Source organism: Chelatococcus reniformis (assembly GCF_014640075.1).
Lineage (GTDB): Bacteria > Pseudomonadota > Alphaproteobacteria > Rhizobiales > Beijerinckiaceae > Camelimonas > Camelimonas reniformis.
Map to the genome: position 1 here is coordinate 110,370 of NZ_BMGG01000003.1, position 23,220 is coordinate 133,589.

At 69.1% G+C, this 23,220-nt stretch carries 24 protein-coding genes; 15 read left to right on the forward strand and 9 right to left on the reverse strand.

Going from position 1 to position 23,220, the window contains the following annotated elements; genetic code table 11:
* The first annotated feature begins 22 nt into the window (after nt 1–22).
* The 8 genes from IEW34_RS08660 to IEW34_RS08695 all read left to right on the forward strand — a co-directional run bounded on the left by IEW34_RS08660 (nt 23) and on the right by IEW34_RS08695 (nt 6,936).
* Nucleotides 23–877: a branched-chain amino acid ABC transporter permease gene (locus IEW34_RS08660; RefSeq protein ID WP_188608778.1), complete on the forward strand. Its 855-nt coding sequence runs from the start codon at nt 23–25 to the stop codon at nt 875–877.
* A 1-nt stretch (nt 878) separates the two neighbouring features.
* Nucleotides 879–1,805, forward strand: a complete 927-nt coding sequence (locus IEW34_RS08665) for a branched-chain amino acid ABC transporter permease (protein WP_188608779.1) — start codon at nt 879–881, stop codon at nt 1,803–1,805.
* Complete coding sequence (locus tag IEW34_RS08670) at nt 1,802–2,590, forward strand: ABC transporter ATP-binding protein (RefSeq protein WP_188608780.1); 789 nt, start codon at nt 1,802–1,804, stop codon at nt 2,588–2,590. The genes IEW34_RS08665 and IEW34_RS08670 overlap by 4 nt, the downstream gene beginning before the upstream one ends.
* On the forward strand, nt 2,577–3,284 hold the full coding sequence (locus IEW34_RS08675) for an ABC transporter ATP-binding protein (RefSeq protein ID WP_188608781.1): 708 nt from the start codon (nt 2,577–2,579) through the stop codon (nt 3,282–3,284). The genes IEW34_RS08670 and IEW34_RS08675 overlap by 14 nt, the downstream gene beginning before the upstream one ends.
* A 105-nt stretch (nt 3,285–3,389) precedes the next feature.
* Entirely contained in the window at nt 3,390–3,794 is a 405-nt protein-coding gene (locus IEW34_RS08680; protein WP_188608782.1) for a VOC family protein, read from the forward strand.
* A gap of 86 nt (nt 3,795–3,880) precedes the next feature.
* Nucleotides 3,881–4,669, forward strand: coding sequence for an SDR family NAD(P)-dependent oxidoreductase (locus IEW34_RS08685; RefSeq protein WP_188608783.1), 789 nt, complete (start codon nt 3,881–3,883; stop codon nt 4,667–4,669).
* Between the two features lie 82 nt (nt 4,670–4,751).
* A complete protein-coding gene (locus tag IEW34_RS08690) occupies nt 4,752–5,381 on the forward strand; it encodes a TetR/AcrR family transcriptional regulator (protein WP_188608784.1) in 630 nt (209 codons plus the stop codon).
* 202 nt (nt 5,382–5,583) lie between these two features.
* Nucleotides 5,584–6,936 carry a carotenoid oxygenase family protein gene (locus tag IEW34_RS08695; RefSeq protein ID WP_188608785.1) on the forward strand — a complete coding sequence of 451 codons (1,353 nt, stop codon included), beginning with the start codon at nt 5,584–5,586 and terminating at the stop codon, nt 6,934–6,936.
* 79 nt (nt 6,937–7,015) lie between these two features.
* Here IEW34_RS08695 and IEW34_RS08700 read toward each other — a convergent pair whose 3' ends face one another.
* Complete coding sequence (locus tag IEW34_RS08700; RefSeq protein WP_188608786.1) at nt 7,016–8,029, reverse strand: NAD(P)H-dependent flavin oxidoreductase; 1,014 nt, start codon at nt 8,027–8,029, stop codon at nt 7,016–7,018.
* A 459-nt stretch (nt 8,030–8,488) separates the two neighbouring features.
* On the opposite strand from IEW34_RS08700, the gene IEW34_RS08705 reads away from it, so the two are divergent.
* Both IEW34_RS08705 and IEW34_RS08710 read left to right on the forward strand, forming a co-directional pair.
* Complete coding sequence (locus tag IEW34_RS08705) at nt 8,489–9,316, forward strand: SDR family NAD(P)-dependent oxidoreductase (RefSeq protein WP_188608787.1); 828 nt, start codon at nt 8,489–8,491, stop codon at nt 9,314–9,316.
* Nucleotides 9,317–9,328: 12 nt separating this feature from the next.
* Complete coding sequence (locus IEW34_RS08710) at nt 9,329–10,264, forward strand: aldo/keto reductase family protein (RefSeq protein ID WP_188608788.1); 936 nt, start codon at nt 9,329–9,331, stop codon at nt 10,262–10,264.
* Between the two features lie 64 nt (nt 10,265–10,328).
* On the opposite strand, the gene IEW34_RS08715 is transcribed toward IEW34_RS08710, so the two are convergent.
* The 4 genes from IEW34_RS08715 to IEW34_RS08730 all read right to left on the reverse strand — a co-directional run bounded on the left by IEW34_RS08715 (nt 10,329) and on the right by IEW34_RS08730 (nt 15,791).
* Nucleotides 10,329–12,341 (reverse strand): DNA/RNA non-specific endonuclease, encoded by a 2,013-nt coding sequence (locus tag IEW34_RS08715; protein ID WP_188608789.1) that lies wholly within the window; start codon nt 12,339–12,341, stop codon nt 10,329–10,331.
* A gap of 93 nt (nt 12,342–12,434) precedes the next feature.
* Nucleotides 12,435–12,734, reverse strand: coding sequence for a ribbon-helix-helix domain-containing protein (locus IEW34_RS08720; RefSeq protein WP_244641881.1), 300 nt, complete (start codon nt 12,732–12,734; stop codon nt 12,435–12,437).
* A gap of 109 nt (nt 12,735–12,843) precedes the next feature.
* On the reverse strand, nt 12,844–13,458 hold the full coding sequence (locus IEW34_RS08725; protein WP_188608791.1) for a class GN sortase: 615 nt from the start codon (nt 13,456–13,458) through the stop codon (nt 12,844–12,846).
* Nucleotides 13,455–15,791, reverse strand: a complete 2,337-nt coding sequence (locus IEW34_RS08730) for a marine proteobacterial sortase target protein (protein WP_188608792.1) — start codon at nt 15,789–15,791, stop codon at nt 13,455–13,457. The genes IEW34_RS08725 and IEW34_RS08730 overlap by 4 nt, the downstream gene beginning before the upstream one ends.
* Before the next feature lie 173 nt (nt 15,792–15,964).
* Between IEW34_RS08730 and IEW34_RS08735 the strand changes: the two genes are divergently transcribed.
* On the forward strand, nt 15,965–16,732 hold the full coding sequence (locus IEW34_RS08735) for a helix-turn-helix domain-containing protein (protein ID WP_188608793.1): 768 nt from the start codon (nt 15,965–15,967) through the stop codon (nt 16,730–16,732).
* Nucleotides 16,733–16,755: 23 nt separating this feature from the next.
* Here IEW34_RS08735 and IEW34_RS08740 read toward each other — a convergent pair whose 3' ends face one another.
* From IEW34_RS08740 to IEW34_RS08755, 4 genes are all read right to left on the reverse strand, one after another.
* Nucleotides 16,756–17,640 (reverse strand): haloalkane dehalogenase, encoded by an 885-nt coding sequence (locus IEW34_RS08740; RefSeq protein ID WP_188608794.1) that lies wholly within the window; start codon nt 17,638–17,640, stop codon nt 16,756–16,758.
* 15 nt (nt 17,641–17,655) lie between these two features.
* A complete protein-coding gene (locus IEW34_RS08745; protein WP_188608795.1) occupies nt 17,656–18,270 on the reverse strand; it encodes a TetR/AcrR family transcriptional regulator in 615 nt (204 codons plus the stop codon).
* A 122-nt stretch (nt 18,271–18,392) separates the two neighbouring features.
* A complete protein-coding gene (locus IEW34_RS08750; protein ID WP_188608796.1) occupies nt 18,393–19,142 on the reverse strand; it encodes a haloacid dehalogenase type II in 750 nt (249 codons plus the stop codon).
* The gene (locus IEW34_RS08755; RefSeq protein WP_188608797.1) at nt 19,139–19,786 is read right to left on the reverse strand and encodes a TetR/AcrR family transcriptional regulator; all 648 of its coding nucleotides are present in this window, start codon (nt 19,784–19,786) and stop codon (nt 19,139–19,141) included. The genes IEW34_RS08750 and IEW34_RS08755 overlap by 4 nt, the downstream gene beginning before the upstream one ends.
* A gap of 115 nt (nt 19,787–19,901) precedes the next feature.
* Between IEW34_RS08755 and IEW34_RS08760 the strand changes: the two genes are divergently transcribed.
* From IEW34_RS08760 to IEW34_RS08775, 4 genes are read left to right on the forward strand one after another with little or no spacing between them, the layout of a single operon-like run.
* Complete coding sequence (locus IEW34_RS08760) at nt 19,902–21,071, forward strand: acyl-CoA dehydrogenase family protein (RefSeq protein WP_373288194.1); 1,170 nt, start codon at nt 19,902–19,904, stop codon at nt 21,069–21,071.
* 38 nt (nt 21,072–21,109) lie between these two features.
* Nucleotides 21,110–22,294, forward strand: coding sequence for a lipid-transfer protein (locus IEW34_RS08765; RefSeq protein ID WP_188608798.1), 1,185 nt, complete (start codon nt 21,110–21,112; stop codon nt 22,292–22,294).
* 4 nt (nt 22,295–22,298) lie between these two features.
* Nucleotides 22,299–22,742, forward strand: coding sequence for a MaoC family dehydratase N-terminal domain-containing protein (locus IEW34_RS08770; RefSeq protein WP_188608799.1), 444 nt, complete (start codon nt 22,299–22,301; stop codon nt 22,740–22,742).
* A gap of 6 nt (nt 22,743–22,748) precedes the next feature.
* Nucleotides 22,749–23,165, forward strand: a complete 417-nt coding sequence (locus IEW34_RS08775; RefSeq protein WP_188608800.1) for a MaoC family dehydratase — start codon at nt 22,749–22,751, stop codon at nt 23,163–23,165.
* Nucleotides 23,166–23,220: the final 55 nt, after the last annotated feature.

Below are 23,220 nucleotides of genomic sequence, written 5' to 3' on the forward strand. Positions count from 1 at the left end.
CCCGCCAGCCACGCCGGTCCTCATGCTGCAAATCCTCGTCTATGGCGCCGTCATCAGCGCCATCTACGCGATGCTGTCGGTCGGCTTCACGCTGATCTTCGGCGTCGCCCGGATCCTCAACCTGGCGCACGGCTCCTTCTATGCGCTGGGCGCCTATGCCGCTTATTTCCTTACCTCCGTCGCCGGGCTGCCGCTGCTGCCTTCGGCCGTCCTCGCCGTGCTCTTCGTCGCCGGCTTCGGCGTCGCCATGGAGCGGTTCTTGGTGCGGCCCCTGCGCAAATCGCAGCTCGCCGTGCTGATGATCACGCTCGCGGTGTCGCTCGCCGTGGAGCAGGCGCTGCTCATCACCTTCGGCTCCGAATACCGCAACGTGCCCTCCTTCGTCGCCGACAAGGTCACCGTCGTCGGCGTCGACATCTCCGGCCAACGGCTGCTCGCCCTCGTCGTCAGCGTGCTGGTGCTGCTGGGGCTCTGGCTGTTCATCCAGCGCACGCGCCTGGGCGCCGCCATCCTCGCCATCTCGCAGGACCCCGAGGCGGCCCGCTACATGGGCATCCCGACCGACCGCATCTTCTCCACGGTGATGGCGATCTCCGCCGGCACCGCGGCGTTGGCCGGCGTGCTCGTCGCCCCCTTCCTCACCGTCCAGCCCAGCATGGGCCTGCTGCCCATGGTCAAGGCCTTCGCCATCGTCATCGTCGGGGGCCTGGGCTCCATCCCCGGCAGCATCGTCGCCTCGCTCATGCTCGGCTATTCGGAGACCATCGTGGCCTATCTCATCTCCTCGTCGTGGACGGAGCTCGTCTCCCTGGTCGCCATCGTGGTGACGCTGATCATCAGGCCGGCGGGCCTGTTCGGCCGCCGGGCGGCGTTCTGACGTGAAGGTCCGAGCCATCGATATCGGCGGCGCCATCGGCGCCGTCGCCCTCCTCGCGCTCGCCCCGGTGCTCGGCAACTCCGGCTATCTCACCGGCGTGCTGACGCTCTGCGTCATCTATGCCATCTGGGCGGCGAGTTGGGACTTCATGTCGGGCCTCACCGGCCGCGAAAATTTCGGCCACGCGCTGTTCATCGGCGCCGGCGCCTACACCGCCGGCTTCCTCGCCACCGTCTATTTCGCCAACCCGTGGTGGAGCCTGCCCCTGTCGGTCGTGGTGGCGATGGCCTTCGCCGTGATCGTCGGCTTCCCCACCCTGCGCCTGCGCGGGCCCTATTTCGCCCTCGCCATGCTCTCCGCCGCCGCCATCATGCAGCGGCTGATGCTGATCTTCTGGGAGCAGACCGGCGGCGAGGAGGGCCTCTACGGTCTGGAGCCGCTGATCAATTCGCCGCTGCACTATTACTGGTTCGTGCTGGCGGTGATGGTGGTCACCGCAGCCGTGCTGATGCTGCTCGCCCGCTCCCATTGGGGCCTCATCCTGCGCGCCATCAAGGGCGACGAGGCCACCTGCCAGGCGGCCGGCATCAACGTCACCTTCTACAAGATCGCCTCGCTGATGATCAGCGCCGCCTTCGCCGGGCTCGGCGGCGCTCTCTACGCCCACTATCAGCTGCAGGTGAGCCCGCCGCTGTTCTCGGTCATCACCTCGATCACCATCATCATCATGGTCTATGTGGGCGGCATGGGCTCGATCTGGGGGCCGGTTCTCGGCGCCATCCTGCTGACCTTGCTCACCGAGATGCTGCGGGGCTTTGGCGAATACCGGCTCTGGATCTACACGCTGGTGCTGATGCTGATCCTGTTCTTCCTGCCTGGCGGGCTGGTCGCGCCGCTGTGGCGGCGGCTGACCGGAGCGCGCTCATGAGCGAGACAGCAGCCGTCGACGCCCAAGTGCGCGGCGCGGCCGGCGTCCCCCTGCTCGCGGTGGACGGGGTGCGCAAGCGCTTCGGCGGCCTCACCGCGGTGAAGGGTGCGAGCTTCACGCTCGCGGCCGGCGAGATCGTCGGCATCCTCGGCCCCAACGGCGCCGGCAAGACCACCCTGTTCAACCTGCTCACCGGCTTCATCGCGCCGGACGCCGGCTCGGTAAAGCTGGACGGTCATGAGCTCAAGGGGCTTGCGCCCTACCGCATCGTCAATCGCGGCCTCGCCCGCACCTTCCAGCTCACCCGCCCCTTCCTGGGCATGAGCGTACTGGAGAACGTGCTGGTGGCATGCCTGGCGCCGCGCGTGCGCCACCGTATGGCCAGCGAGGAGCACGCCCGGCGCATCCTCGATCAGGTGGGCTTGCGCGAGAAGGCCGCCTCCCCCGTCGAGGTGCTGCCCTACGGCGACCTGCGCCGGCTCGAGATTGCCCGGGCGCTGGCGACCGACCCGCGCCTGCTGCTGCTCGACGAGCCCTTCGCGGGCCTCGGCTCAAGCGAGATCGAGCCGCTCGCCAATCTGATCAAGCGCCTGCACCGCGAGGAGAACCTCACCATCCTCATCATCGAGCACAAGCTCCGGGAGTTCATGGCGTTGGTGTCCCGCGTCATCGCCATGGATTTCGGCGAGATCATCGCCGTGGGCACGCCGGCCGAGATCGTGCGCCACCCCCGCGTCATCGAAGCCTATATCGGCCGCACGGAGGGCGATGGTGCCGCTGCTTGAGGTCCACGACCTGGAGGTGCGCTACGGCAAGGCACTGGCCATCGAACAGGTGTCGCTCACCGTCGAGGCCGGCGAGATCGTCGGCGTGCTCGGCCCCAACGGCGCCGGCAAGACCACCCTGCTCAAGGCCATCTCGCGCGCCGTGCCGGCCCGCGGCGGCCTCACCTTCAAGGGCGAGGACGTCTCCGCCTTGCCGGTGCACGAGGTGGTCGGCCGCGGCATCTGCCACTGCCCGGAGGGCCGGCGCCTGTTCCCCGAGCTCACCGTGCGCAAGAACCTGGAGCTGGGCGCATACCTGCGCCGCGACCGGGCCGAAATCGCCGCCGACATGGAGCGCGTCCACACCCTGTTCCCGGTCCTCAGGGAGCGCGGCAGTCAGCAGGCCAGCACGCTGTCGGGCGGCGAGCAGCAGATGGTGGCGATCGGCCGCGCCCTGATGGGCCGCCCCGCCCTCCTGCTGCTCGACGAGCCCTCCGTCGGCATCGCCCACAAGCTCAAGATGATGATCTTCGGCGCCATCGAGCAGATCCGCCGCGATGGCACCGCCGTCCTCGTGGTGGAGCAGGACGCCGTGTCCACCCTCGGCATCGTCGACCGCGTCTACGTGCTGGAGCACGGCCGCGTGGTGCGCGAGGGAACCGCCGGCGCGCTGAAGGACGACGATTACATCAGGCAGATCTATCTGGGGGTGTGAGCGGCGACGGATGGGCCGCGGCTCGTCCGCGGGGGCGAGCCACACCCATTGCGTCCAGGTCCGCGGAGTGGGAGGCTCGCGCGAGTGGCCTTTGCCGGAGGGCCCATGCGCATCCACACCCTCGACCACCTCGTGCTCTGCGTCGCCGACGTCGCCGCGACGTGCGCCTTCTATGAACGCGCCCTCGGTTTGGAGCCGCGCCAGGAACGGCCGGGCAAATGGTCCCTGCACTTCGGCGCCCACAAGATCAGCCTGCAGGACGCCGCGGCGGCCCCGTCCATCGCGCGCGACACGGTGCCCGGCAGCGGCAACTTCTGCCTCATCACCGACACACCGATCGCGACGGTCATCGAACACCTCGGCCGGGAGGGCGTCGCCATCACCGACGGTCCCGGCGAGCGCGCCGGCGCCACGGGCCCGATCCTGTCGGTCTATTTTCGCGATCCCGATGGAAACCTGGTGGAGGTGAGCAATCGGTTGCCGCCCGCGCAAGCCACGTCCCCGCCTTGACACCAATCCTGACATCCATCATGTATCCTCCGCAAACATGATGGCGGTCATGAATAGGTGCGGCCGCCGGGTGCAAGGAGCGTCCCATGAGCGACCGTCCCGCCGTGCTGATCACCGGTGCCTCCTCGGGCATTGGCGCCGTCTATGCCAATCGCTTCGCCAAGCGTGGGCACGATCTCGTGCTGGCGGCGCGCGACAAGGGGCGCCTCGATGCCCTGGCCGAACGGCTCCGCAATGAGGCGGGCGTCGCGGTCGACGTGGTCAAGGCCGATCTCACGGCGGCGGCGGATCTGGCGGGGCTGGAAGCACGGCTCGCCGACGATGCCCGCATCGGCATTCTCCTCAACAATGCCGGCGCCAGCATTCCCGGCACCTTCGCTACCCAGGGCGCCGGCGCCGTCGCCGACCTCATCGCGCTCAACGTGACGGCGCCGACGCGGCTTGCCGCCGCCGTCGCGCCGCGCTTTGCCGCGGCGGGCACGGGCGCCATCATCAACATCGGCTCGGTCGTGGGGCTCGCGCCGGAGCTCGGGCTGACCGTCTACGGCGCCACCAAAGCTTTCATCCTCTACCTGAGCCAGGGCCTTCAGCTCGAGCTCGGATCCAAGGGCGTCTACGTCCAAGCCGTCCTGCCCGCCGCGACGCGCACTGAAATTTGGGAGCGCTCGGGCCGCGACATCAACACGGTGCAGAACCTGATGGATGTCGGCGAGCTCGTCGACGCGGCCCTCGTCGGCTTCGACCGGCGCGAGGCCGTCACCATCCCGCCGCTGCCGGACGCCGGCCAGTTCGAGGCCTTCGACGCCGCCCGCAAGGCCATGCTGCCCAACCTCGGCCAGCCCCGCGCGGCTGCCCGCTACCGCGCCGCCGCCTAGGGATCCGCCACAAAGCGGTTGGAGCGCGGCCGCGGCCGGGGCAGAACGGACTTGCTCATTCTCTAGCGAGTCCGTTCGCTTCATGCCGGTGTCCCCCCGCAAGCCCCGCCCCCGGCTCAAGAAGGCCGCCTATCATCACGGCAGCCTGGAGAGCGCCCTCCTCGCGATCGGCACCGAGTTGATCGACGCCGAGGGCCCGGGCGCGCTGACGCTCAAGCGTGTGGCCGAGCGGGCGGGCGTCACCGCCAGCGCCGTGCAGCACCCGTTCAAGGACAAGGAGAGCATGCTGGCGGCAATCGCCGCCGGCGCATTCCGCGAGCTCGAAGCGGAGCTCAAGGGAGCTGCGCGGCAGGCCGAGGGCGCGGAGGCGTGCCTGCGCGCCCTGCTCGGCGCCTACGTGAGGTTCGCCTGCCACCGGCCGCTCAGGTTCCAGTTCATGTTCGAGGCGCGCTTCCTCGACGGCGAGCGCCACCCGGCCTCCGCCAATGCCAGCCTGGACTGCTACGATCTGCTGCGGCGGGCGGTCGCCGACTACACGGGCCAGCCGGTGCGCCTGGGCGCGCTCACCGCGTGGTCGCTGGTGCATGGCCTGTCGGCCATCCTGACCAGTTCGCGTATCCCCCCCGGCGAGCAGGTCCCCGACAGTTTGGACGAGGTGGTGGCGATCGTCTTTGATCTGTTGGTGCACGGCCTCGGCAATCACGGGGGCTGAGCCCCGCCTAGCGGGCTACATCGCACCGCGAAATCTGCACACAGCCCAAACCTATGGGCCAAAATGTCAAAAAAATAAACAATTTCAGTAAATTAATAATCTTGTTGACGAACAGATTTGTCCACCATAGCGTCCTATCCACGGGCGGCGCCAGCGACGTCCAAACGCTGCTCCGCCCGCGCCGCCCACGGGAGGACCGACGATGCAGACCGCGACCGCCGCGCCGTCACCGGCGCCCTATTGGCTCAAGGACACCCTCGCCCCCGTCACCGCGGAGCTCACCAGCTTCGACCTGGAGGTCGAGGGCGCCATTCCCGACGAGTTGACGGGGCTCTACGCCCGCAACGGCGCCAACCCGCGCGAGGGCCACTCGGGCCACTGGTTCCTGGGCGACGGCATGCTGCACGGCGTCTCGCTGCGCGGCAGCAAGGCCGAGTGGTACCGCAATCGCTGGGTCCGCACGCCGCGCTTCGCCGGAGAGCCCGTGCAGTCGCCGTTCGACATCCGCAACAGCCTGGCCAACACCAGCGTGGTCTCCCACGCCGGGCGCATCCTGGCGCTGGTGGAGAACGCGCTGCCCATGCTCATGGGCCGGGAACTGGAGACGCTCGGCTTCGAGGACTATGGTGGCAAGCTCGCCACTTCCTTCACCGCCCACCCCAAGATCTGCCCGGCAACCGGCGAGATGCACTTCTTCGGCTATGCGCTGCGCCCGCCGTTCCTGACCTATCACGTGGTCGATGCCGACGGCGCTCTGCGCCGCAGCGTCGAGATCCCAGTCAAGGGCGCGACCATGGTGCATGATTTCGCCCTCACCCGCGGCCACCTGATCTTCATGGACCTGCCGGTCGTCTTCGATCAGGCCTTGGCCGTGCGCGGCACCATGCCGTTCGCCTGGAACGACAGCTACGGCGCGCGGCTCGGCATCCTGCCGCGCGGCGCCGGCATCGAGGCGCTACGCTGGGTCGAGATCGAGCCGTGCTACGTCTTCCACGTGGCCAACGCCTTCGAGGCGGCTGACGGCAGCATCGTCGTCGACGTCGCCTGGTACGACGAGTTGTGGCGCGGCGGCCCGTCTGAGGTGAGCTTCGAGCCCGCCAGGCTGAAGCGCTGGACGATCGCCCCGGGCGCGAGCAAGGCCAGCGAGCAGTTCCTCGACGACCGCGCCGTCGAGTTTCCGCGCGTCGATGACCGGATTGTCGGCGCCCCCCACCGTTTCGTCTATGCGATCGACGCGGGGCGCCCGGACGACGGCGGGCTCGTCGCCGGTGGGTTCGACACCTTGCGCAAGTACGACACGGTGAGCGGCGGCTACCAGGAGCACGTCTTTACCGGCAGCGTGCCCAGCGAATTCGTGCACGTCGGCGCGCGCGACGGGGCGGCCGAGGACGACGGCTGGCTGATGGGCTTCGTCTACGACCGCGCCCGCGCCGCCAGCGACTTCGTCATTCTCGATGCGCAGAATATTGCCGCCAAGCCGGTCGCCCGCGTGCGGCTGCCGGGCCGCGTACCCCAGGGCTTCCACGGCAACTGGATGGCGGACGCGCCGGCTTGAGCGAGCGGTTGGATGGCCGGCTCAGACCGGCCACCCATCAAACTGAAGAAAATCCGGGCTGCGCCGCCGGGCACTGGCCTCACTCGGCCGCGGCCAGCGTGTGGACGGGCGGCAGACGCGGCTCGCGGACGATGCGGAAACGCTCGGCGCGGTTGGTCAGCCGCGCCTCCGCCTCGGCCACCACCCGTCGCACCACCTCGGCGGCCGGCGGCACGTCGTTGACGAGGTCCACCGCCTCGCCGACGATCAGCGCGGCGATGCTGAAGTCGTTGTGCGCGCGCGCCTCGTCGTACCGGGCGCCGACCTCCTCGCGGCGCTGCATCAGCTCGCCCTCGCGCCCGCGCCATGCCTCCGAAAAGCCGTTGCGCAGCACGCGCCCCGTGTAGGGCGCCGGCCATACCCGGTCGCGGGCGATGTCGAACAGGATGCCACGCGTGGTGTCGTCGCCGCTCGCCGCCACGATGCAGCCCTTGGCGGCGCCGGAGGCCGCCGCCTCCTGGGTGGCGTAGAAGCGGGTGCCGAGCAGCACGCCGTCGGCGCCCAACATCAGCGCCGCGGCAAGGCCCCGCCCGTCGGCGATGCCGCCCGCGGCGACCACCGGCACGCCGGGGATGGTGTCGACGACGGCGGGTACGAACGGCATGGTGCTGCGCGACATGCCGTGGCCGCCGGCCTCGGCCCCCTGCGCCACCAGGATGTCGGCACCGTGCACGGCGGCGTGGAGCGCTTGCTCCAACGTCTGCACCTGGCAGATCAGCAGAGCGCCGGCCTCCTTCACCTTGGGGGCGTGCGGGCCGACGTCCCCGAAGGACAGCATGATGGCGGCCGGCCGGCGCTTCAACGCGACGTCGAGCAGATGCGGTTGCTTCGCCAGGCTCCAGGTGATGAAGCCGACGCCGACGCGCGCACTCCCCGCCGCGTCCATCTCCCGCTCCAGCCACGCCTGATCCCCGTAGCCGCCGCCGATGATGCCGAAGCCACCGGCCTGGCTCACCGCCGCCGCCAGCTGACCGTCCGCGATCAAATCCATGGGGGCGAGCAATATCGGATGCTTGATGCCAAGCAGCTCCGTTGCCCGTGTTGCAATCGCCATCCCCCGGCTCCCTTCGTCAAGCCTTACCTTGGGGAGCTTGCGCGCTTTTATCTCGGCCGTCTACCTCAGCGGGCGAGCGCAGGACGTAGGTCATCGGCGCCTGCTCCGCCACTAAGCTGTATTCTCCTATAGTGCAGCCGACCCAAGCGTCCGTCCCACCCGGGGTCTCAAATTTCATATAGTTTATTCAAATACTTATGATAATTCGGCAGCGCATGATTTGCCGGCTTTTAAATCCGGACATTTTCTGTGAATTGTGGCGGCAACCGGAAGCTTCATCCTCGAATCGCCAGAGCCCGCCTATCGCTGCGGGCTCGAACGCCGCCCCTTCCTGCTACCGGCGCATTGCCGATCCATACGGCGAAGGGCGCCCGTCGCGGCTGTGAGGTCGGTCCGGGCCCCTCCCACGGAGGCGCGGGGCGGATAGACTGTCTCCGACAAGGTACCAAGGAGGCCGCCATGGCGGACACGACACGCACCGCGCTCGTCACCGGCAGCACCGACGGGGTCGGCCGGCTGGTGGCGGAAGGGCTCGCGGCCCAGGGCCTGCGGGTGCTGGTGCACGGGCGCGACCACGCGCGCGGCGAAGCCGTTGTGGCCGCCATCCGCCAGGGGGGCGGCCGAGCCGACTTCCTCGCCGCGGACCTTGCCTCGCTGGCGGCCGTGCGCGACCTCGCCGCTGCGGTCACGGCGACGACCGGGCGGCTCGACATCCTCGTCAGCAACGCCGGCATCGCCACCGGCGGCCGGCCCGAGCGACGGTTGAGCGCCGACGGCCACGAACTCACCTTCGCCGTCAACTACCTCGCCGGCTTCCTGCTGACGCGCCTGCTGCTGCCGCTGATCGCGGCGAGCGCGCCGGCGCGCATCGTCAACGTGGCCTCCGCCGGCCAGCAGGCCATCGACTTCGACGACGTGATGCTGGCGCGCGGCTACAGCGGCGTGCGCGCCTATTGCCAAAGTAAGCTGGCCCAGATCCTCTCCACCATCGATCTCGCCGAGGAGCTGTCCGGCTCGGGCGTGACCGTCAACGCCCTGCACCCGTCGAGCTACATGAACACCACCATGGTGCGCCTCGCCGGCGTCGAGCCGTGGAGCAAGGTCGAGGACGGAGCGGCGGCGATTCTCAACCTCGCAGCGGGGCCGGCTCTCGATGGCCGCAGCGGCCTCTATTTCAACGTGCTCGCCGAGGCCAGGGCCGATCCCCAGGCCTACGACGCCGACGCGCGCAAGCGCCTGCGCCAGCTCAGTTTCGAGCTGATCGGGCTTATCGATTCCCACTCCTGAGGATTTTGATCCATGAAATATCGCAAGCTTGGTACAAGCGGCCTTGACGTGTCCGAGATCTCTCTCGGCTCGTGGCTGACGTACGGCGTCGGCATCGAGAGGGATCTGGCGCGCGCTTGCGTCGATCGCGCCTTCGATCTCGGCATCAACTTCATCGATACCGCCAACGTCTATGGCCGCGGTGCGGCCGAGACGGTGCTGGGCGAGATCCTGGCCGGGCGGCCGCGCCACTCCTACGTGCTCGCCACCAAGGTTTTCTTCCCCATGAGCGAGACGGACAGCGGTCTCTCGCGCGCACAGATCCTCAAGCAGATCGACGCGTCGCTGACGCGCCTCAAGCTGGACTATGTCGACCTCTATCAGTGCCACCGCTACGACCCGCAGGTCCCGCTGGAGGAGACCATGGCGGCGCTGAGCGAGGTCGTGCGCCAAGGCAAGGCGCGCTATATCGGCTTCAGCGAGTGGAAGCCGGAACAGATCGCGGCCGCCTTCGCGGTCCCCGGCGTCGAGCGCTTCGTGTCCAGCCAGCCGCAGTATTCGCTGTTGTACCGGCGCATCGAGGCCGAGACGATCCCGCTCTCGGAGAGTCACGGCGTCTCGCAGATCGTTTGGTCGCCGCTGGCGCAGGGGGTGCTGTCGGGGAAGTATCTGCCAGGCGCCCGACTGCCCGAGGCGACGCGTGCGGCGAACGAGATCATGGGCAATGCGATGCAGAACTGGCTGAAGCCCGAGATTCTGGAAAAGGTGCAGCGTTTGCGACCGCTGGCGGCCGAGGCGGCCTGCACGATGAGCCAGTTTGCCCTCGCCTGGGTGCTGCGCCAGCCCAATGTCGCCTCCGCCATCGTCGGAGCGAGCCGCCCCGAACAGCTCGACGAGAACGCGGCCGCCTCCGACATCGTCGTGCCGCCCGAGCTCTTCAGCCGCGCCGAGGCGATCGTCGCGTCGTGAGTTCAGTGACGGTGACGGCTCCCTATCATCCGTCCGGGAGCCCCGCCTTGCAGCCCCGGCGGGCTCAGAAGACGATGTCGTCCGGGCCCCGGATCGGCCGGGCGGAGGCCGCGGCGGTGGTCTCCACGCTGCCCATGCGGTCCATGCTGCGCAGCCGGCCGAAGTCGAGGCCGGTCAGTTGCTCGATCAGCGCGATGGGGCGCTGGAACACCCGCGCTTCGTCGACCGTGTAGGGGTTGTAGCGGGCCGCCTCGAACAGCGGCGCGATGGTCGCCGACTGCTCGACGACGAAGCCGGTGACCGAGGCCGTGCCGTCCGGGCGCTTGAACACCGCGATCTTCCAGAACGACCACGGGATCAGCCAGGGGCCGCCGCGCAGGCCCTCGCCGTAGAAATCGTCGTCCGGCCGCAGGATCGGCCCGGTCATCACCGACACCTTGTGCTCGCGCTGGTCGGCGCGTGCCAGCACGAAATCCTCCAGGTTGCCCCAGGTCTCGCTGTTGTAGACATGCTCCTGGGGCGCGGCGTTGGTGTAGTGATAGGTGTCGGCCGCCGCCCGGTCGGCCACCGCCTGCGGCCCCCAGACCGGGTCGAGACGGCGCACCAGATGGCCGCGGTCGATCTGGATGCCCTTGCCCGGCACCTGGCCGTAGACCTCGGCCAGCGTCTGCTGGCTCGCCGGCAGCCGCTTGTCGCGGCGCCAGCCGGGGCTGGTGCTCGTCGATGTGAGCTCGTTGCCGGCGATGTTGACGGCCGTCCACACCGCCAGCCGCCGCTCGGCATGCATGGCCAGGCTGAAGTGGGTGTAGTCGAAGACGGTCTTGCCGGTGTCGCTGTTCTTGGCCAGCGGCCTGCGGAACCCGCGGCCGGCCTTGGGCAGCGGCACCGGAAGGTCGGCGCCGAGGAAGCCCGGATCGAAGCCGAGCGAATCGGCGAAGGCCGGGTCGGTGAAGCGGGTGGTCTCGAAGGCGGCGGCCTCGGGCACGCCCGGCAGCGTCTGCCATGGCTTGGGCTCCGCCGCCCCCGCCGCGGCCCGGCGCGGCGGCAGTGCGGTGCGCGGCTCGAGCGACAGCATCGTCATGATCTTGGCCGCGTCGGCATTGAAGGGCGCGGCCGCCTTGAGGTCGGCCCAGATGGCGCTGATGCGCACGCCCTCGTTGGCGACCCAGGACTTGGCGTCCTCGCCGGCCGCCTCCGTCCAGATGCCGCCGCGCCGGTCCAGCGGCTCGCCGCGGTCGTTGCGGTCGACGATCGCGAGATGGTGGATCGCCACCAGGTCCCACTGGTCGTTGAACACCGGCGAGCCCGAGGAGCCCCGCTCGGTGTCGGCGGTATAGTGGATGAAGGCCGACGGAAGGTGCGGAAACTTTGCGCCGTCGAGGGTGATGATGCGGTTCTCGCGCACCACCACCTGCTTGGTGCCGCCATCCGGGTGCTGGATGATCGATACGTGCTCGCCGGCGATGCCCTTGCCGCTCATCGGGATCAGCGGCAGCACGCCGAAATCGGTGACCGGCGTGCCGTCGTGGGCCATGGGCGAGATGGCGACGATGGTGAAGTCGAGACTTGCGCTGGTGTAGAAGGCGTTGAGCGGCACGAGCGGAAAGATGCGGCCGCGCCGCTCGACGAAATTGCTGTCGAGCTCATAGTCGAACTCCGCCAGGCTGCGGCTCGCCGTCTCCGCGTCCGGCAGCACGTGATTGTTGGTCACCAGCAGCCCCGGCGCCGCGAGGAAGCCCGTGGCGTAGTCCGGCGGCCCGCCGGCCAGGCCCAGCGTCTTGATGCGGCACACGGCGTGGGCGGCGGCGAGACCGCGGGCGAAGAAATTGACGCTGACGATGTCGCGGCGGCCGATCACCCGCTCGAGCGCGTTCGGATCCTTGCGGCTGATCAGCCCGAGCCGAACCGCGATGCGGTCGGGCCTGTCGGTGCCGAAGAGCTTGGCGGCGGTGGCCGGAGCCACTTGAGCTGCCAGCCGCGCCGCGTCGGCGACCTTCTGGCGGGCGACCGCATCCTTGGCCGCCTCCACCAGCTCACGCTGCACCGCCACATCCTGCTGCGTATCGATGCGGGCCATGACGCCTCCAGCCGCTCCCCCCAATGGGCCGGACTGCCCGTCGAGCGGTCGTCCCTACTGGAGCAGAACTGCGCCCGGCATGCCACGGCGTTTTCAATCGTGGCGCGCACAAGTCGAGCAGGCAGGCTGCGGGGATGCCCGTGCTTCATGCGCTGTCACAGTCTTCGCATGAAGAGCTGAAAGCCGCTTCCGGATCTGGCCGCCGGTCACAACGGGCCGTCCATCATTGACTGAACGATAGATTTGGTTGCGGATCGACGCCATGCGCTCTGCATATTCTTCGCGCTCGCGCTGCCGTACCCTTACGGCATCGCGTAGGGCTTCGCTCGTCGAGGCAAACTCGCCGCTCGCGACGCTGGCACGCAGCGCCTGCCCCAGCTCCGGCGTCATCATCGCACTGATCTCGTCCGGGCTCTGACCCGATTGGTCCTCCATGCAAATGAGGCAGCATAACTGGGATCCGATATCGTCGACCGCGCAAGCCTGAGATCGAACGCGCGGCTCATTCCCCCGCCGCCTCGTCCGCCCGCTCCGCCTCCACGAGGTAGCGCAGCGGCCCCGGGGTGACGGCGTCGAGCGGCCAGCAGGTCGACAGCACGAGATGGTGCCCCGGCGCCGCCGCATCGATGCCGGAGGCGTCCCACGTCACCACGCGCGTGCCGGTGACGCGGAAGCGCGCAACGACACCGTCGCGGCGCGTCACGCGGATCTCGTCGCCGCGCCGCATCTGCCCCAGAAAGGCGAACTGGGTGTCGCGGTGGGCGGCGTAGACGGCCGTGCCGGGCTCGCCCGCGGCCGGTGTGCCGCTGACGTGGCCCGGCCCGAAGGCCAGCGCCTGGCCGCTGACGCTCTCCAGCGCGATGCTGCTTCGGCCGAGCCGCGGGACCGCGATGCGAGCCACCGGCCAGCTGTCCATCCAGGGCCAGGGCTTGACCGGCTGGCCGCTGGCGAGCGAGGCGGTGAAGGCCCGCTCGAGCAGCACCTGGGCCAGCGCCGCCTTGGCGTGGATCCACAGACCCTGACCGGCGAACCACAGCCCCGCCAGGACGAGGGTAGCGGCGAGCGCCACCCTCGGGTTGATGCGGCGGCGCGGCGCCACGGCAGCGGTGGCGGTCACGCCGGCCTCCGCCGCCGGCCGGCACCGGAGGCCAGGACTGCCAGCCCGAGACCGAGCAGGACGAGGCCCGCCATCAACCGGAGCTCGGCGTCGGTGGCCGTCGTCGGCAGCACCACGCCCTGGGACGGCGAGGCGACGGCCGCCACGACGGCGCCGCGCGGCGGCAGCGGCCTGGTGGGCCGAGCCACCCGGCGCGCATCGAAGATGCCGTCCGGATCGCCGTGCTCCGCACGACGCTCCACCGGCGCCCTGCGCTCCGGCCCGGGCTCGCCGGCCGGCCCGAACACCTTGTCGAAGTCCCAGCCGGCCGGCAGCTCGAGCGGCACGTCGGCGCGGGTGAGCGGCACGTCGAGCGCGCGGCTCGGCGTCTTGTCGACGGCCACCAGGCTGGTCAGGCGCGTCACCAGGTGATGGTCGAGGGCGAGCGCCAGCACCGCTTTGTCGGCCTCGTCCTGGGTCATGCGGTTCATGGCGCGCGCCACCTCCGCGTCGTCGATCTTGCGCCGCGCCCAGACCTTGGAGAGGCCGCGGCCGGCCGCCGCTTTGTCGATCGGCAGGCTGAGGCTCCAGGGCGTGTCGCCGATCCGGCCGGAGATCGCGAGGGTGCCGGCGGCGCCCCCTTTGCCGAGCTTGGCCGCCAGCACCAGCGGCTCGCCGCGGTAGAGGTCCGGCACCGAACCCGGCGTCAGGTCGGCGTCCGCTGTCGAGAGTTGCGCCTCGATGTCGGTCACCGCCGGGTTCTCCAGCTTCTGCACCAGCGCCTGCATGCGCTCCTGCACCTGCCCGCCGGTGCTGATCGCCGTGAAGGTGCCGCGGCCGAGCTCGGCCGCACGCCGCATCAGATAGCCGTTCGGGGCCGAGCCGATGCCGACCATGAACAGGCGCGAGCGGCCGCGCGTCCGGGCGATGGCTTCGAAGATCTGCTGCTCGTTACCGATCGCGCCGTCCGTGAGAAAGACCACCTGGCGCAGGTGGCTGGTCTCGTGCGGCCGCGTATCGCTCAAGGCCGCCTTCAGCGGCGCCAGCATCTCGGTGCCACCGCTGGCCTCGAGGCGCAGGACGAAGGCCTTGGCCTGCCCCAGATGCTCGGCATCGGCCGGCACCGTGTCGTCGAACAGCCGGGTCATGGTGTCGTCGAAGCGGATGACGTTGAAGCGGTCGGCCGGCCGCAGACGGTCGAGTGCGTAGATGAGGCTGGCCTTGGCCTGCTGCATCGACGGCCCGCCCATGGAGCCGGAATTGTCGATGACGAAGGTGACGTCGCGCGCCTTGGGAGCGGCTGCGGCATCGACGGCCGGCGGCGTGACGAAGGCGAGGAGATAGTCGTCCTTGCCGACACGCTCGCGGAACAGCCCGACGGACGGCAGCTTGCTGGCGGTCGGCGTCCAGGTCAGCTCGAAGTCGCGGTCCGCCGGCACGGGGCCGGCGAGCGCCACCGTCCGCGTGTCGGGCGCAGGCTGCTCGACCGTCACCTGGTGCGTGGCGCTCGCGACCTCCGCCAGCGGAAAGCCCGCCGCCAGGCGCACCGTCAAGGTAACGGGCAAGGTGATTGGGTTATCGGGCGGATCGGTGCGCGGGTCGGTGACCGGCGGCTCGATGCGGGCCCGATCCGGCACCGGATCGGAGCCCCAGCCGCTGCCGCCGTCGTCGAAGCGAACCTGCTGGGCGACCGGAGCCGGGTTGTAGCGCGGGGCCACCACCAGCGGCACCTTGAGCGAGAAGCGGCCGTCGGCCTGCCGCACCGGCTCCTGGTACTCGATCTGCACCACCACGCTCTCGCCGGGTCCGATATTGGCGACCGAGTTGGTGAAGATGTTGGGCCGTTCCTGCTCGGTCAGCGCGGCCTTGCGGCCGTCCGCGCGGGCCGCCTCGTAGACCTCTCGCGCCTTCTTGCGCTCGGCGATGTCGGCGACGATGACGCGCTTGCCGACCACCATCTTCATGGAGTCGACGGCGCTCCCGTCCGAGAGGGGATAGACGTAGACGCCCTCGATCCAGCCGTCGGTCGGGTTGCGGAAGACCTGCGTGACCCGGGCACGCGCCGTTGGTCCGCTGACGGCGATGTCCACGTCGGTATCGACACGGATCGCCTCGATGTAGCCCTTGCTGGTCTTGACCAGCAGCGAGCCGCTGCGGGCCGTGTCGGGGCTGATCGACGGGACCGGCGGCGGCGGATTGGTCGCACGCGCGCCGGGGCTGGCGGCAAAGAAGGCGACGACCGCGATGCCGGCGGCCGCGGCGGCTGAGGCAAGGCTTGCCAGGCGCAGGGCCGGATACGCGGTGAGCCCGGCGGCGGACGCGCGCGCTCCGGGGCTGTTGGGGGCGATGGACATGTTCGTTCTCCAGGATGAACGGGCCTTAGCCTGCTCACGGGGAATGCTCCGCCCGGAGCCCGATCGGCGCGACGATCATGTTCGGCCTTGTTCGGCAGCGCACCGCCGCGCCAGTCCTTGCTGGTGCACGTTGCGTCCGCTTATGTGAGGTTTTGTGCGGTTCGAGGCGGGCAATGGCTTTTCCCGACGGCGACTATCCCGAGGCAGAGGGGCGCGCCCTGGCGGACGCGGTGCGCGAGGCGCTGGCACGGCGCCGCATCTCCCGCCAGACCCTGGCCGACGAGGCCAAGATCAGCATCTCGACCTTGGAGAAGGTGCTGTCCGGCCGCCGGCCGTTCACGCTCGCCACGGTGATTCGGCTGGAGGAAGCCCTGGGCGTGCGGCTGCGCGACGGCCTCGGCCGCACCCAGCCGGACAAACCCGCCATCGTCGGCCTGGCGGCGGACGAACTGGGAGCCTATGCGCGCGCCGCGGTGTCGTGGATCGAGGGCAGCTATCTGACGCTGCGGCCATCGTTCGGCATGCAGGGCGCCGTCTACGCCTACCTCACCCAGATCACCTGGGACGAGCGGTCCTCATGCCTCGCCTTCCGCGAGGCGGAGCGGCTCGATGCCGCCTTCACCCAGGTGGGCTTCGTTTCCATCCCCCACCAGTCCGGCCACATCTACCTGGTGACCAACCGGCACGGCCAGCACCGGCTGGCGATCCTGGGGCGGCCGACCATCGAGGGCGCCATGTACGGCATCCTGACGACGCTGCAGGCCGGCCGCGGCTCGCAGCTGACGCCGGTGGCCGTGCCGCTGGCGCTGGTGCCCTTGGCCCGGCTGACGGGCAGCCCGGCGTTCGGCCGGGTCGCGGCCGACGCCCCCTGCCACGAAGCCTATCGCCGCCACGTCGCGCGCGTCACCGAGGACATGTTCGCCGTATTCCCGGAGCGCTGAGATGTGCCGAGGCCTCGGCCGGCTCAGGCCAATGAGCGGAGGAAGGAAGCCGTCGCCTGGCCGATCTCGTCCGGGCTGTCCTCCTGGATGAAGTGGATTCCCTTCACCGTCACCTCGGTCTGGTTGGGCCAGGTGCGGCAGGCCTCCCGTGGCCGGCCGGTCAGGATCGAGCCGGGCTCGGCATTGATGAACAGCTTGGGGATCGGGCTCTGTGCGAGGAAGCGCCCGTAGTCCGCCACCACCTCGACGACGTCCTTGGGTTCACCCTCGATCGGGATCTGCCGCGGCCAGGTCAGCGTGGGGCGGCGGTCTTCGCCCGCCGTCGCGAACGGGGCGCGGTAAACCGCCATTTCCGCCTCGCTCAGTGGCCGCAGCACCGATCCGGGCAGCACGCGCTCGACGAAGACGTTCTTGTTCAGCACCATCTCCTCGCCGCCCTCGCCGCGGAAGCCCTGGAACACCCGGCGGGCATTCTCCGGCCAGTCGGCCCAGGTGACCGGCTGCACGATCGCCTCCATGTAGACGATGCCGCGCACGCGCTCCGGGTGCTGGCGGGCCCAGTCGAAGCCCAGCGCCGAGCCCCAGTCGTGCAGCACCAGCACGACCTTGTCGCCGAGGCCAAGCTGATCCCAGAGCGCGAAGAGGTGCTCACGGTGCTCGCGGTAGGTATAGCGCCCGGGCCCGGAACCCGGCAGCTTGTCGGATTGGCCCATGCCGATCAGATCGCACGCCACCAGGCGTCCGAGGCCGGCGCAATGGGGCATGACATTGCGCCAGAGGTAGGACGAGGTGGGATTGCCGTGCTGGAACACGATGGCATCGCCTTCGCCCTCGTCGACGTAGGCCATGCGCCGGCCCAGGACGGTCGCGTATTTGGTCTCGCCGAAACGTTCAGCCGAAATGGGCATGCTCTCCTCCCCGCTTCATCGTGATGCACCGCTCGGCGCCGGCGCCGGGCCGGACGCCAGCCGCGCCGCGGCTTTGCGGCAGGCCTTGAGAATGGCGTCCGAGAGCGCCGGATCGGTCACGCCACGCGCCATCGACAGCCCGCCGATGCAGAGCGCCAGGAAGGCGATGGCATCCTCCTGGCGGGCTGCCCTATCCGGCACGGGCGGCTCGCACGGCTCCGCGAGCCGCGCGAGTGTCTGGAGCAACTCGGCTTCGTAAGCCCTCCGCAACGGCCGTTCGCTGCGCGGGATCTCGCTGGCGAGCGCCGAAAACCCGCAGCTCGTGGCGCGGTCGTCGCGGTGGGCGGGGTTGAGATAGCGTCGCGCCAGGCGCTCGATCCGCTCGGACCACGTCTCCTTGCGCGACGTCCTGAACCAGAGCCGCCGACCCGACGTCAGGGCGGCCTGGAAGGCGGCTACGAGCAGGTCCTGTTTGTTGGCGAAATGCGCATAGAAGGCGCCATGGGTCAGCCCGGCGGCCGTCATGACCTCCGCGATCGAGGCCCCATCGACACCGTCGTCGCGCAGCCTCGCGCCTGCGACTTCGAGAATGCGGGCGTGGGCATTCGCTTTGGCATCTCGTCGGCGCATGTGGGCCGCCTCCAGCTCGGTCGGCCGCTACCGATCCACATGATACCCATCATGTCAATTCGTATGATATCTATCATACGAATTCAGGCACGAGAGCCGTCGCTGCAACCGCGGCGCAAGGCTTAGGGGCTGTCGGCCCAGCGCCCCGGCACGGCGGACAGTTCGGCCAACGAGCCGATGACCACGTCGGCCGCCTCCCCGCAGGTTTCCGCCTGGCTGCGGAGGGCCTTGAACAGCGCGGCAGGCCCGACGGTCCCGCTCCCTGTCAGCGCCTGCCGCAGCGCCGTTGGAGTGACCCGCTCGATGCGCGCCACGTGGAAGCCGAAGCTCTTGGCGCCACACACGTCAAATCCATTGGACGAGACGAAGACGACCTCGTCCGGCAAAACGCCAAGCTGCTCCTGAACGACCTCGTAGGCGCGCGGATCCGGCTTGAACGCCCGCTTGCCGTCGACGCTCAGCACCGCATCGAGGTGGGGCTGGAGGCGCGACTGGCTCACGAGGGCCGCCAGCATTGCCGGGCTGCCGTTGGACAGGATGGCGCGCCTATAGCCGGCGAGCGCCGCCAGCGCGGCTTCCGCGTCGGCGTAGGGACTCAGGGTGTTGTAGGCATCGGCGACGACGGCAAGCAGATCCTCGTTGGCAGCCAGCCCGAGGGTTCCGAGGGTGTAGGACAGGGAATGGCGCGTGACCGTCCAGAAGTCCTCGTAGCGGCCCATCATCGAGCGTAGCCAGCTGTATTCCAACTGTTTCAGCCGCCAGACTTGGGTGATGTAGTCGCCGTGGCCGGGGAACGCGGCGTCGATCGCCCCGGCGACCGACTGCACGTCGTAGAGCGTGCCATAGGCGTCGAACACGAAGGCCTTGATCATGTCCCCATCCTGCTGCCAACTGCGCCGCCATCGTCAGCACGGGCGGCGATGCCGTGCAAGACGAACGCCAGGTATTCGTCGACGATCACCTGCAAGGGAGCGGCGCCCTCCGCGTCGTACCAGCGCCCGAGCCCGTTGAAGGCATCGAACAGGGCGATCGCCACGGCGCGCGTGTCGCAGCGCCGGATCGAGCCGTCGCCGATGCCATCCCCGATCATCGCACGCACCGAGAGGTTGAGCGCCCGGCGCCCGCCGACGTGCTCCTGACGCAGCGGAGGAGCGAGGTCGCGCGGCTCGGTCAGCACCAGGCAACGGCCGAAGTCCTGGCAGATCACCTCGGCATAGATGCGAAAGAATCGAACGAGCCGGTCGAGGCCGCTCAGGTCGGCGTCGTCGGCGTCCTCGAGCACGCCCCGCAGGGCCTCCGCCGCCATCTGCCCGCAGGTGAACAGCAGCTCGTCCTTGCTCCTGGCATAGTAATACAGCGCCGGTTTGGTCACGCCGAGCTCTTCGGCCACGTGATCGAGCGTCGCGGCATGATAGCCGAGCCGATTGAAGGTGCGGGCGGCGGCGCGAAGCACCTCGAGCTTGCGCTGCTCGTAGCGCGGCCCCGGCGCCGCCTTCAGCCTGCCCCGCCCTGCCATCGCCTCGCCTGCACGCCCCTCGACATCGCCCCGCCTGCGGCAGCGAAAAGCTGCCGCCGGGAGGCTTGACTCTCGCACGGTCTCGGCTCAATTTCTACTGACCAGAAAGTAGAAAATGGAAACGCCCGTGGCCGACATCGAGTCCCCCTGGATGACGGAAGACCTGCGCATCCTGCGCGACCAGGTGCGCCGCTTCCTCGAGCGCGAATTCGTCCCGCACCGGGAGCGGTGGGACCGGCAAGGCGTCGTCGATCGCGACGCCTGGCGCCAGGCCGGGGCGGCCGGGCTGCTCTGCGCCAGCATTCCGGAGGCCTACGGTGGCGGGGGCGGCACGCGCGCCCACGACGTCGTGATCCAGGAGGAATTCGGCCGGGCCGGGCTCGCGGGCGGCTTCGGCACCGGCAACGGCGTCCACTCCAACATCGTCGCGCATTACATTCTGGCCTACGGCACCGAGGCGCAGAAACACCGCTGGCTGCCAGGCATGGGGAGCGGCGAGATCGTCGGCGCCGTCGCCATGACCGAGCCGGGAACCGGCTCCGACCTCCAGGCCGTGCGCACCTCCGCCCGGCGTGACGGCGACGCCTATATCGTCAACGGGCAGAAGACCTTCATCAGCAACGGGCAGACGGCGGACCTCATCCTCGTCGTCGTCAAGACCGATCCGTCGGCCGGCGCCAAGGGCGTCTCGATCGTCGGCGTCGAGGCGGCAAGCGCGCCGGGCTTTCGCCGCGGCCGCAACCTCGAGAAGGTCGGCATGCATGCCCAGGACACCTCGGAGCTGTTCTTCGACGACGTACGCGTGCCGGCCGAGAACCTGCTCGGCGAGGTCGAGGGCCAAGGCTTCAAGCAGCTCATGGTACAACTCGCCTGGGAGCGCCTGTCCTGCGCCTTCGGCGCCGCCGTCGCCATGGAGCGGGCGGTCGAGCTCACGTCCACTTACGTGAAGGAGCGAACGGCTTTCGGTCAACCGCTCATGAGCTATCAGAACACGCAGCTCAAGCTCGCCGAGGCGAAGACGCAGGCCGTCATCGCGCGCACCTTCGTCGACGAGCTCATGGTGCGCCTGCTCGCCGGCGCGCTCGATCCGACGACGGCGGCGATGGCCAAGTGGTGGACGACGGACGCCCAGTGCCGGGTTGTCGACGAATGCGTGCAGCTCTTCGGCGGCTACGGTTATATGACCGAATATCCAATTGCCCGCATGTATGCCGATGCTCGCGTTCAGAAAATTTATGCGGGAACGAACGAAGTCATGAAGCTTCTGATCGCGCGGACACTCTAAACGTCTGGAAATATATCTCAATCGTACGGGAGAGTCGTATGTCGAACGAAGTCAGAATCGCAGGGGTGGGGATGATCCCCTTCACGAAACCGGGGGCCAGCGAGGCCTACAACATCATGGGCGAGAAGGCTGCCGCAGCCGCCTTCAAGGACGCCGGCCTGCCTTACGACGCGGTCGAGCAGGTCTATGTCGGCTACGTCTACGGCGACTCGACCGCCGGCCAGTCCGCCGTCTACCGCCTTGGCCTGTCGGGCGTGCCGATCATCAACGTCAACAACAACTGCTCGACGGGTTCCTCGGCGCTGTTCCTGGCGCGCCAGGCGGTCGAAACCGGCGCCGTGGAATGCGCGCTGGCCCTGGGCTTCGAGGAGATGCGGCCGGGCGCCCTCGGCTCGATCTTCACCGACCGACCGAACCCGATGGAGCGTTTCTCCCACGAGATGGTGGAGCTGCAGGGCTTCGACAAGCAGGCGCCTGGCGCCGCCCAGTTCTTCGGCGGCGCAGGCCAGGAGTATGCCAAGAAATACGACACGCGCCGCGAGACCTTTGCCAAGATCTCATCCAAAGCTCGTGCCCACGCGCAGCACAATCCCTTCGCCATCTTCAAGGATCCGCTCTCGGTCGAGGAGGTGCTCGGCTCGCCGCACATCTTCGGGCCGCTGACGCGCTACCAGTGCTGTCCGCCGACCTGCGGCGCCGCGGCGGCGATCGTCTGCACCCCGGAATTCGCCAAGCGCCACGGCATCGAGGCGGGGATCGTCATCAAGGCGCAGGCGATGACCACCGACGGCCCGAGCACCTTCGACGATCACTCGATGATCAAGCTCATCGGCTACGACATGGCCAAGGAGGCGGCCCGCCGCGTCTACGAGAAGGCGGGCGTCGGACCGGACGACGTACAGGTGGTGGAACTGCACGACTGCTTCACCGCCAACGAGCTCCTGACCTACGAGGCGCTCGGCTTGACGCCGGAAGGCACCGCCGAGAAGTTCATCTGGGACGGCGACAACACCTACGGTGGCAAATTCGTGACCAATCCGTCTGGCGGCCTCCTGTCCAAGGGCCATCCGCTCGGGGCCACGGGCCTTGCCCAGTGCGCCGAGCTCGTGTGGCAGTTGCGCGGACAGGCGGACAAACGCCAGGTCGAGGGCGTCACCCATGCGCTCCAGCACAACCTCGGCCTCGGCGGTGCCTGCGTCGTGACCCTCTACGGGCGGGCGTGACGACATGCTCGATCCGTCCTTCATCGGCACCGTCACGAAGCCGCGCGCGGTCGAAGTGGAGAAGGGCCAGCTCAGGTTCTTCGCCAACGCGACCGGCGAGACCAACCCGATCTACTTCGACGAGACGGCCGCCAAGGCGGCCGGGCATCCGACGCTGCCGGCACCGCCCACCTTCCTGTTCTGCCTGGCGAGCCTCGCGCCGGACACCGAGAACGTGCTGGGCAAGCTCGGCGTCGGCATCGGCCGGATCCTGCACGGGGAGCAGCGGTTCACGCCGGCGAAGGCGATCTATGCCGGCGACACCATCACGCTGACCACGCGTGTCGCCGACATGTACGAGAAGAAAGGCGGCGCGCTCGACTTCATCGTCCAGGATACCGACGCCACCAACCAGAACGGTGAAAGCGTCGGCAGCATGCGCGGCGTCATCGTCGTCAGGAACGGGTGAAGCGCCATGACCATCACCTATGACAGCGTGAGCGTGGGCGACGCATTGCCGCCGCACACGAGCGCCCCGATCAGCCGTCACACGCTCGCGCTCTATTGCGGCGCCTCGGGCGACCACAATCCGATCCATGTGGACAGTGACTTCGCCAGGTCGTCCGGCATGCCCGACGTCTTCGCTCACGGCATGTTGTCCATGGCCTTCCTGGCGCAGCTGCTGACCAAATGGGTGCCGCAGGAGCAGATCCGGCACTGGGGCGTCCGCTTCACCTCGATCACGCCTGTCCAGGTCAAGGTGCAGTGCACGGGCAAGGTGATCGAGAAATTCGAGGCCGACGGCGAGAGGCGCGTCCGGCTCGAGATCACGGCGGCGACGGACAAAGGCCAGCAGACGTTGGCCGGCGACGCCATCGTAGCGCTGCCGTAACGGCGGTCGTGCCCGGTGGGTCACGTCGTGGCCGGGGCTCGACCCCGGCCATGAC

Coding starts and splice junctions, on each gene's coding strand:
- IEW34_RS08740 (WP_188608794.1), bottom strand. CDS start 17,640: ATGCCCATTTCGGCTGAACGTTTCGGCGAGACCAAATACGCGACCGTC.
- IEW34_RS08710 (WP_188608788.1), top strand. CDS start 9,329: ATGAAATATCGCAAGCTTGGTACAAGCGGCCTTGACGTGTCCGAGATC.
- IEW34_RS08700 (WP_188608786.1), bottom strand. CDS start 8,029: ATGGCGATTGCAACACGGGCAACGGAGCTGCTTGGCATCAAGCATCCG.
- IEW34_RS08760 (WP_373288194.1), top strand. CDS start 19,902: ATGGAAACGCCCGTGGCCGACATCGAGTCCCCCTGGATGACGGAAGAC.
- IEW34_RS08690 (WP_188608784.1), top strand. CDS start 4,752: ATGCCGGTGTCCCCCCGCAAGCCCCGCCCCCGGCTCAAGAAGGCCGCC.
- IEW34_RS08715 (WP_188608789.1), bottom strand. CDS start 12,341: ATGGCCCGCATCGATACGCAGCAGGATGTGGCGGTGCAGCGTGAGCTG.
- IEW34_RS08695 (WP_188608785.1), top strand. CDS start 5,584: ATGCAGACCGCGACCGCCGCGCCGTCACCGGCGCCCTATTGGCTCAAG.
- IEW34_RS08670 (WP_188608780.1), top strand. CDS start 1,802: ATGAGCGAGACAGCAGCCGTCGACGCCCAAGTGCGCGGCGCGGCCGGC.
- IEW34_RS08730 (WP_188608792.1), bottom strand. CDS start 15,791: ATGTCCATCGCCCCCAACAGCCCCGGAGCGCGCGCGTCCGCCGCCGGG.
- IEW34_RS08750 (WP_188608796.1), bottom strand. CDS start 19,142: ATGATCAAGGCCTTCGTGTTCGACGCCTATGGCACGCTCTACGACGTG.
- IEW34_RS08745 (WP_188608795.1), bottom strand. CDS start 18,270: ATGCGCCGACGAGATGCCAAAGCGAATGCCCACGCCCGCATTCTCGAA.
- IEW34_RS08705 (WP_188608787.1), top strand. CDS start 8,489: ATGGCGGACACGACACGCACCGCGCTCGTCACCGGCAGCACCGACGGG.
- IEW34_RS08775 (WP_188608800.1), top strand. CDS start 22,749: ATGACCATCACCTATGACAGCGTGAGCGTGGGCGACGCATTGCCGCCG.
- IEW34_RS08685 (WP_188608783.1), top strand. CDS start 3,881: ATGAGCGACCGTCCCGCCGTGCTGATCACCGGTGCCTCCTCGGGCATT.
- IEW34_RS08770 (WP_188608799.1), top strand. CDS start 22,299: ATGCTCGATCCGTCCTTCATCGGCACCGTCACGAAGCCGCGCGCGGTC.
- IEW34_RS08680 (WP_188608782.1), top strand. CDS start 3,390: ATGCGCATCCACACCCTCGACCACCTCGTGCTCTGCGTCGCCGACGTC.
- IEW34_RS08660 (WP_188608778.1), top strand. CDS start 23: ATGCTGCAAATCCTCGTCTATGGCGCCGTCATCAGCGCCATCTACGCG.
- IEW34_RS08765 (WP_188608798.1), top strand. CDS start 21,110: ATGTCGAACGAAGTCAGAATCGCAGGGGTGGGGATGATCCCCTTCACG.
- IEW34_RS08755 (WP_188608797.1), bottom strand. CDS start 19,786: ATGGCAGGGCGGGGCAGGCTGAAGGCGGCGCCGGGGCCGCGCTACGAG.
- IEW34_RS08735 (WP_188608793.1), top strand. CDS start 15,965: ATGGCTTTTCCCGACGGCGACTATCCCGAGGCAGAGGGGCGCGCCCTG.
- IEW34_RS08720 (WP_244641881.1), bottom strand. CDS start 12,734: ATGATGACGCCGGAGCTGGGGCAGGCGCTGCGTGCCAGCGTCGCGAGC.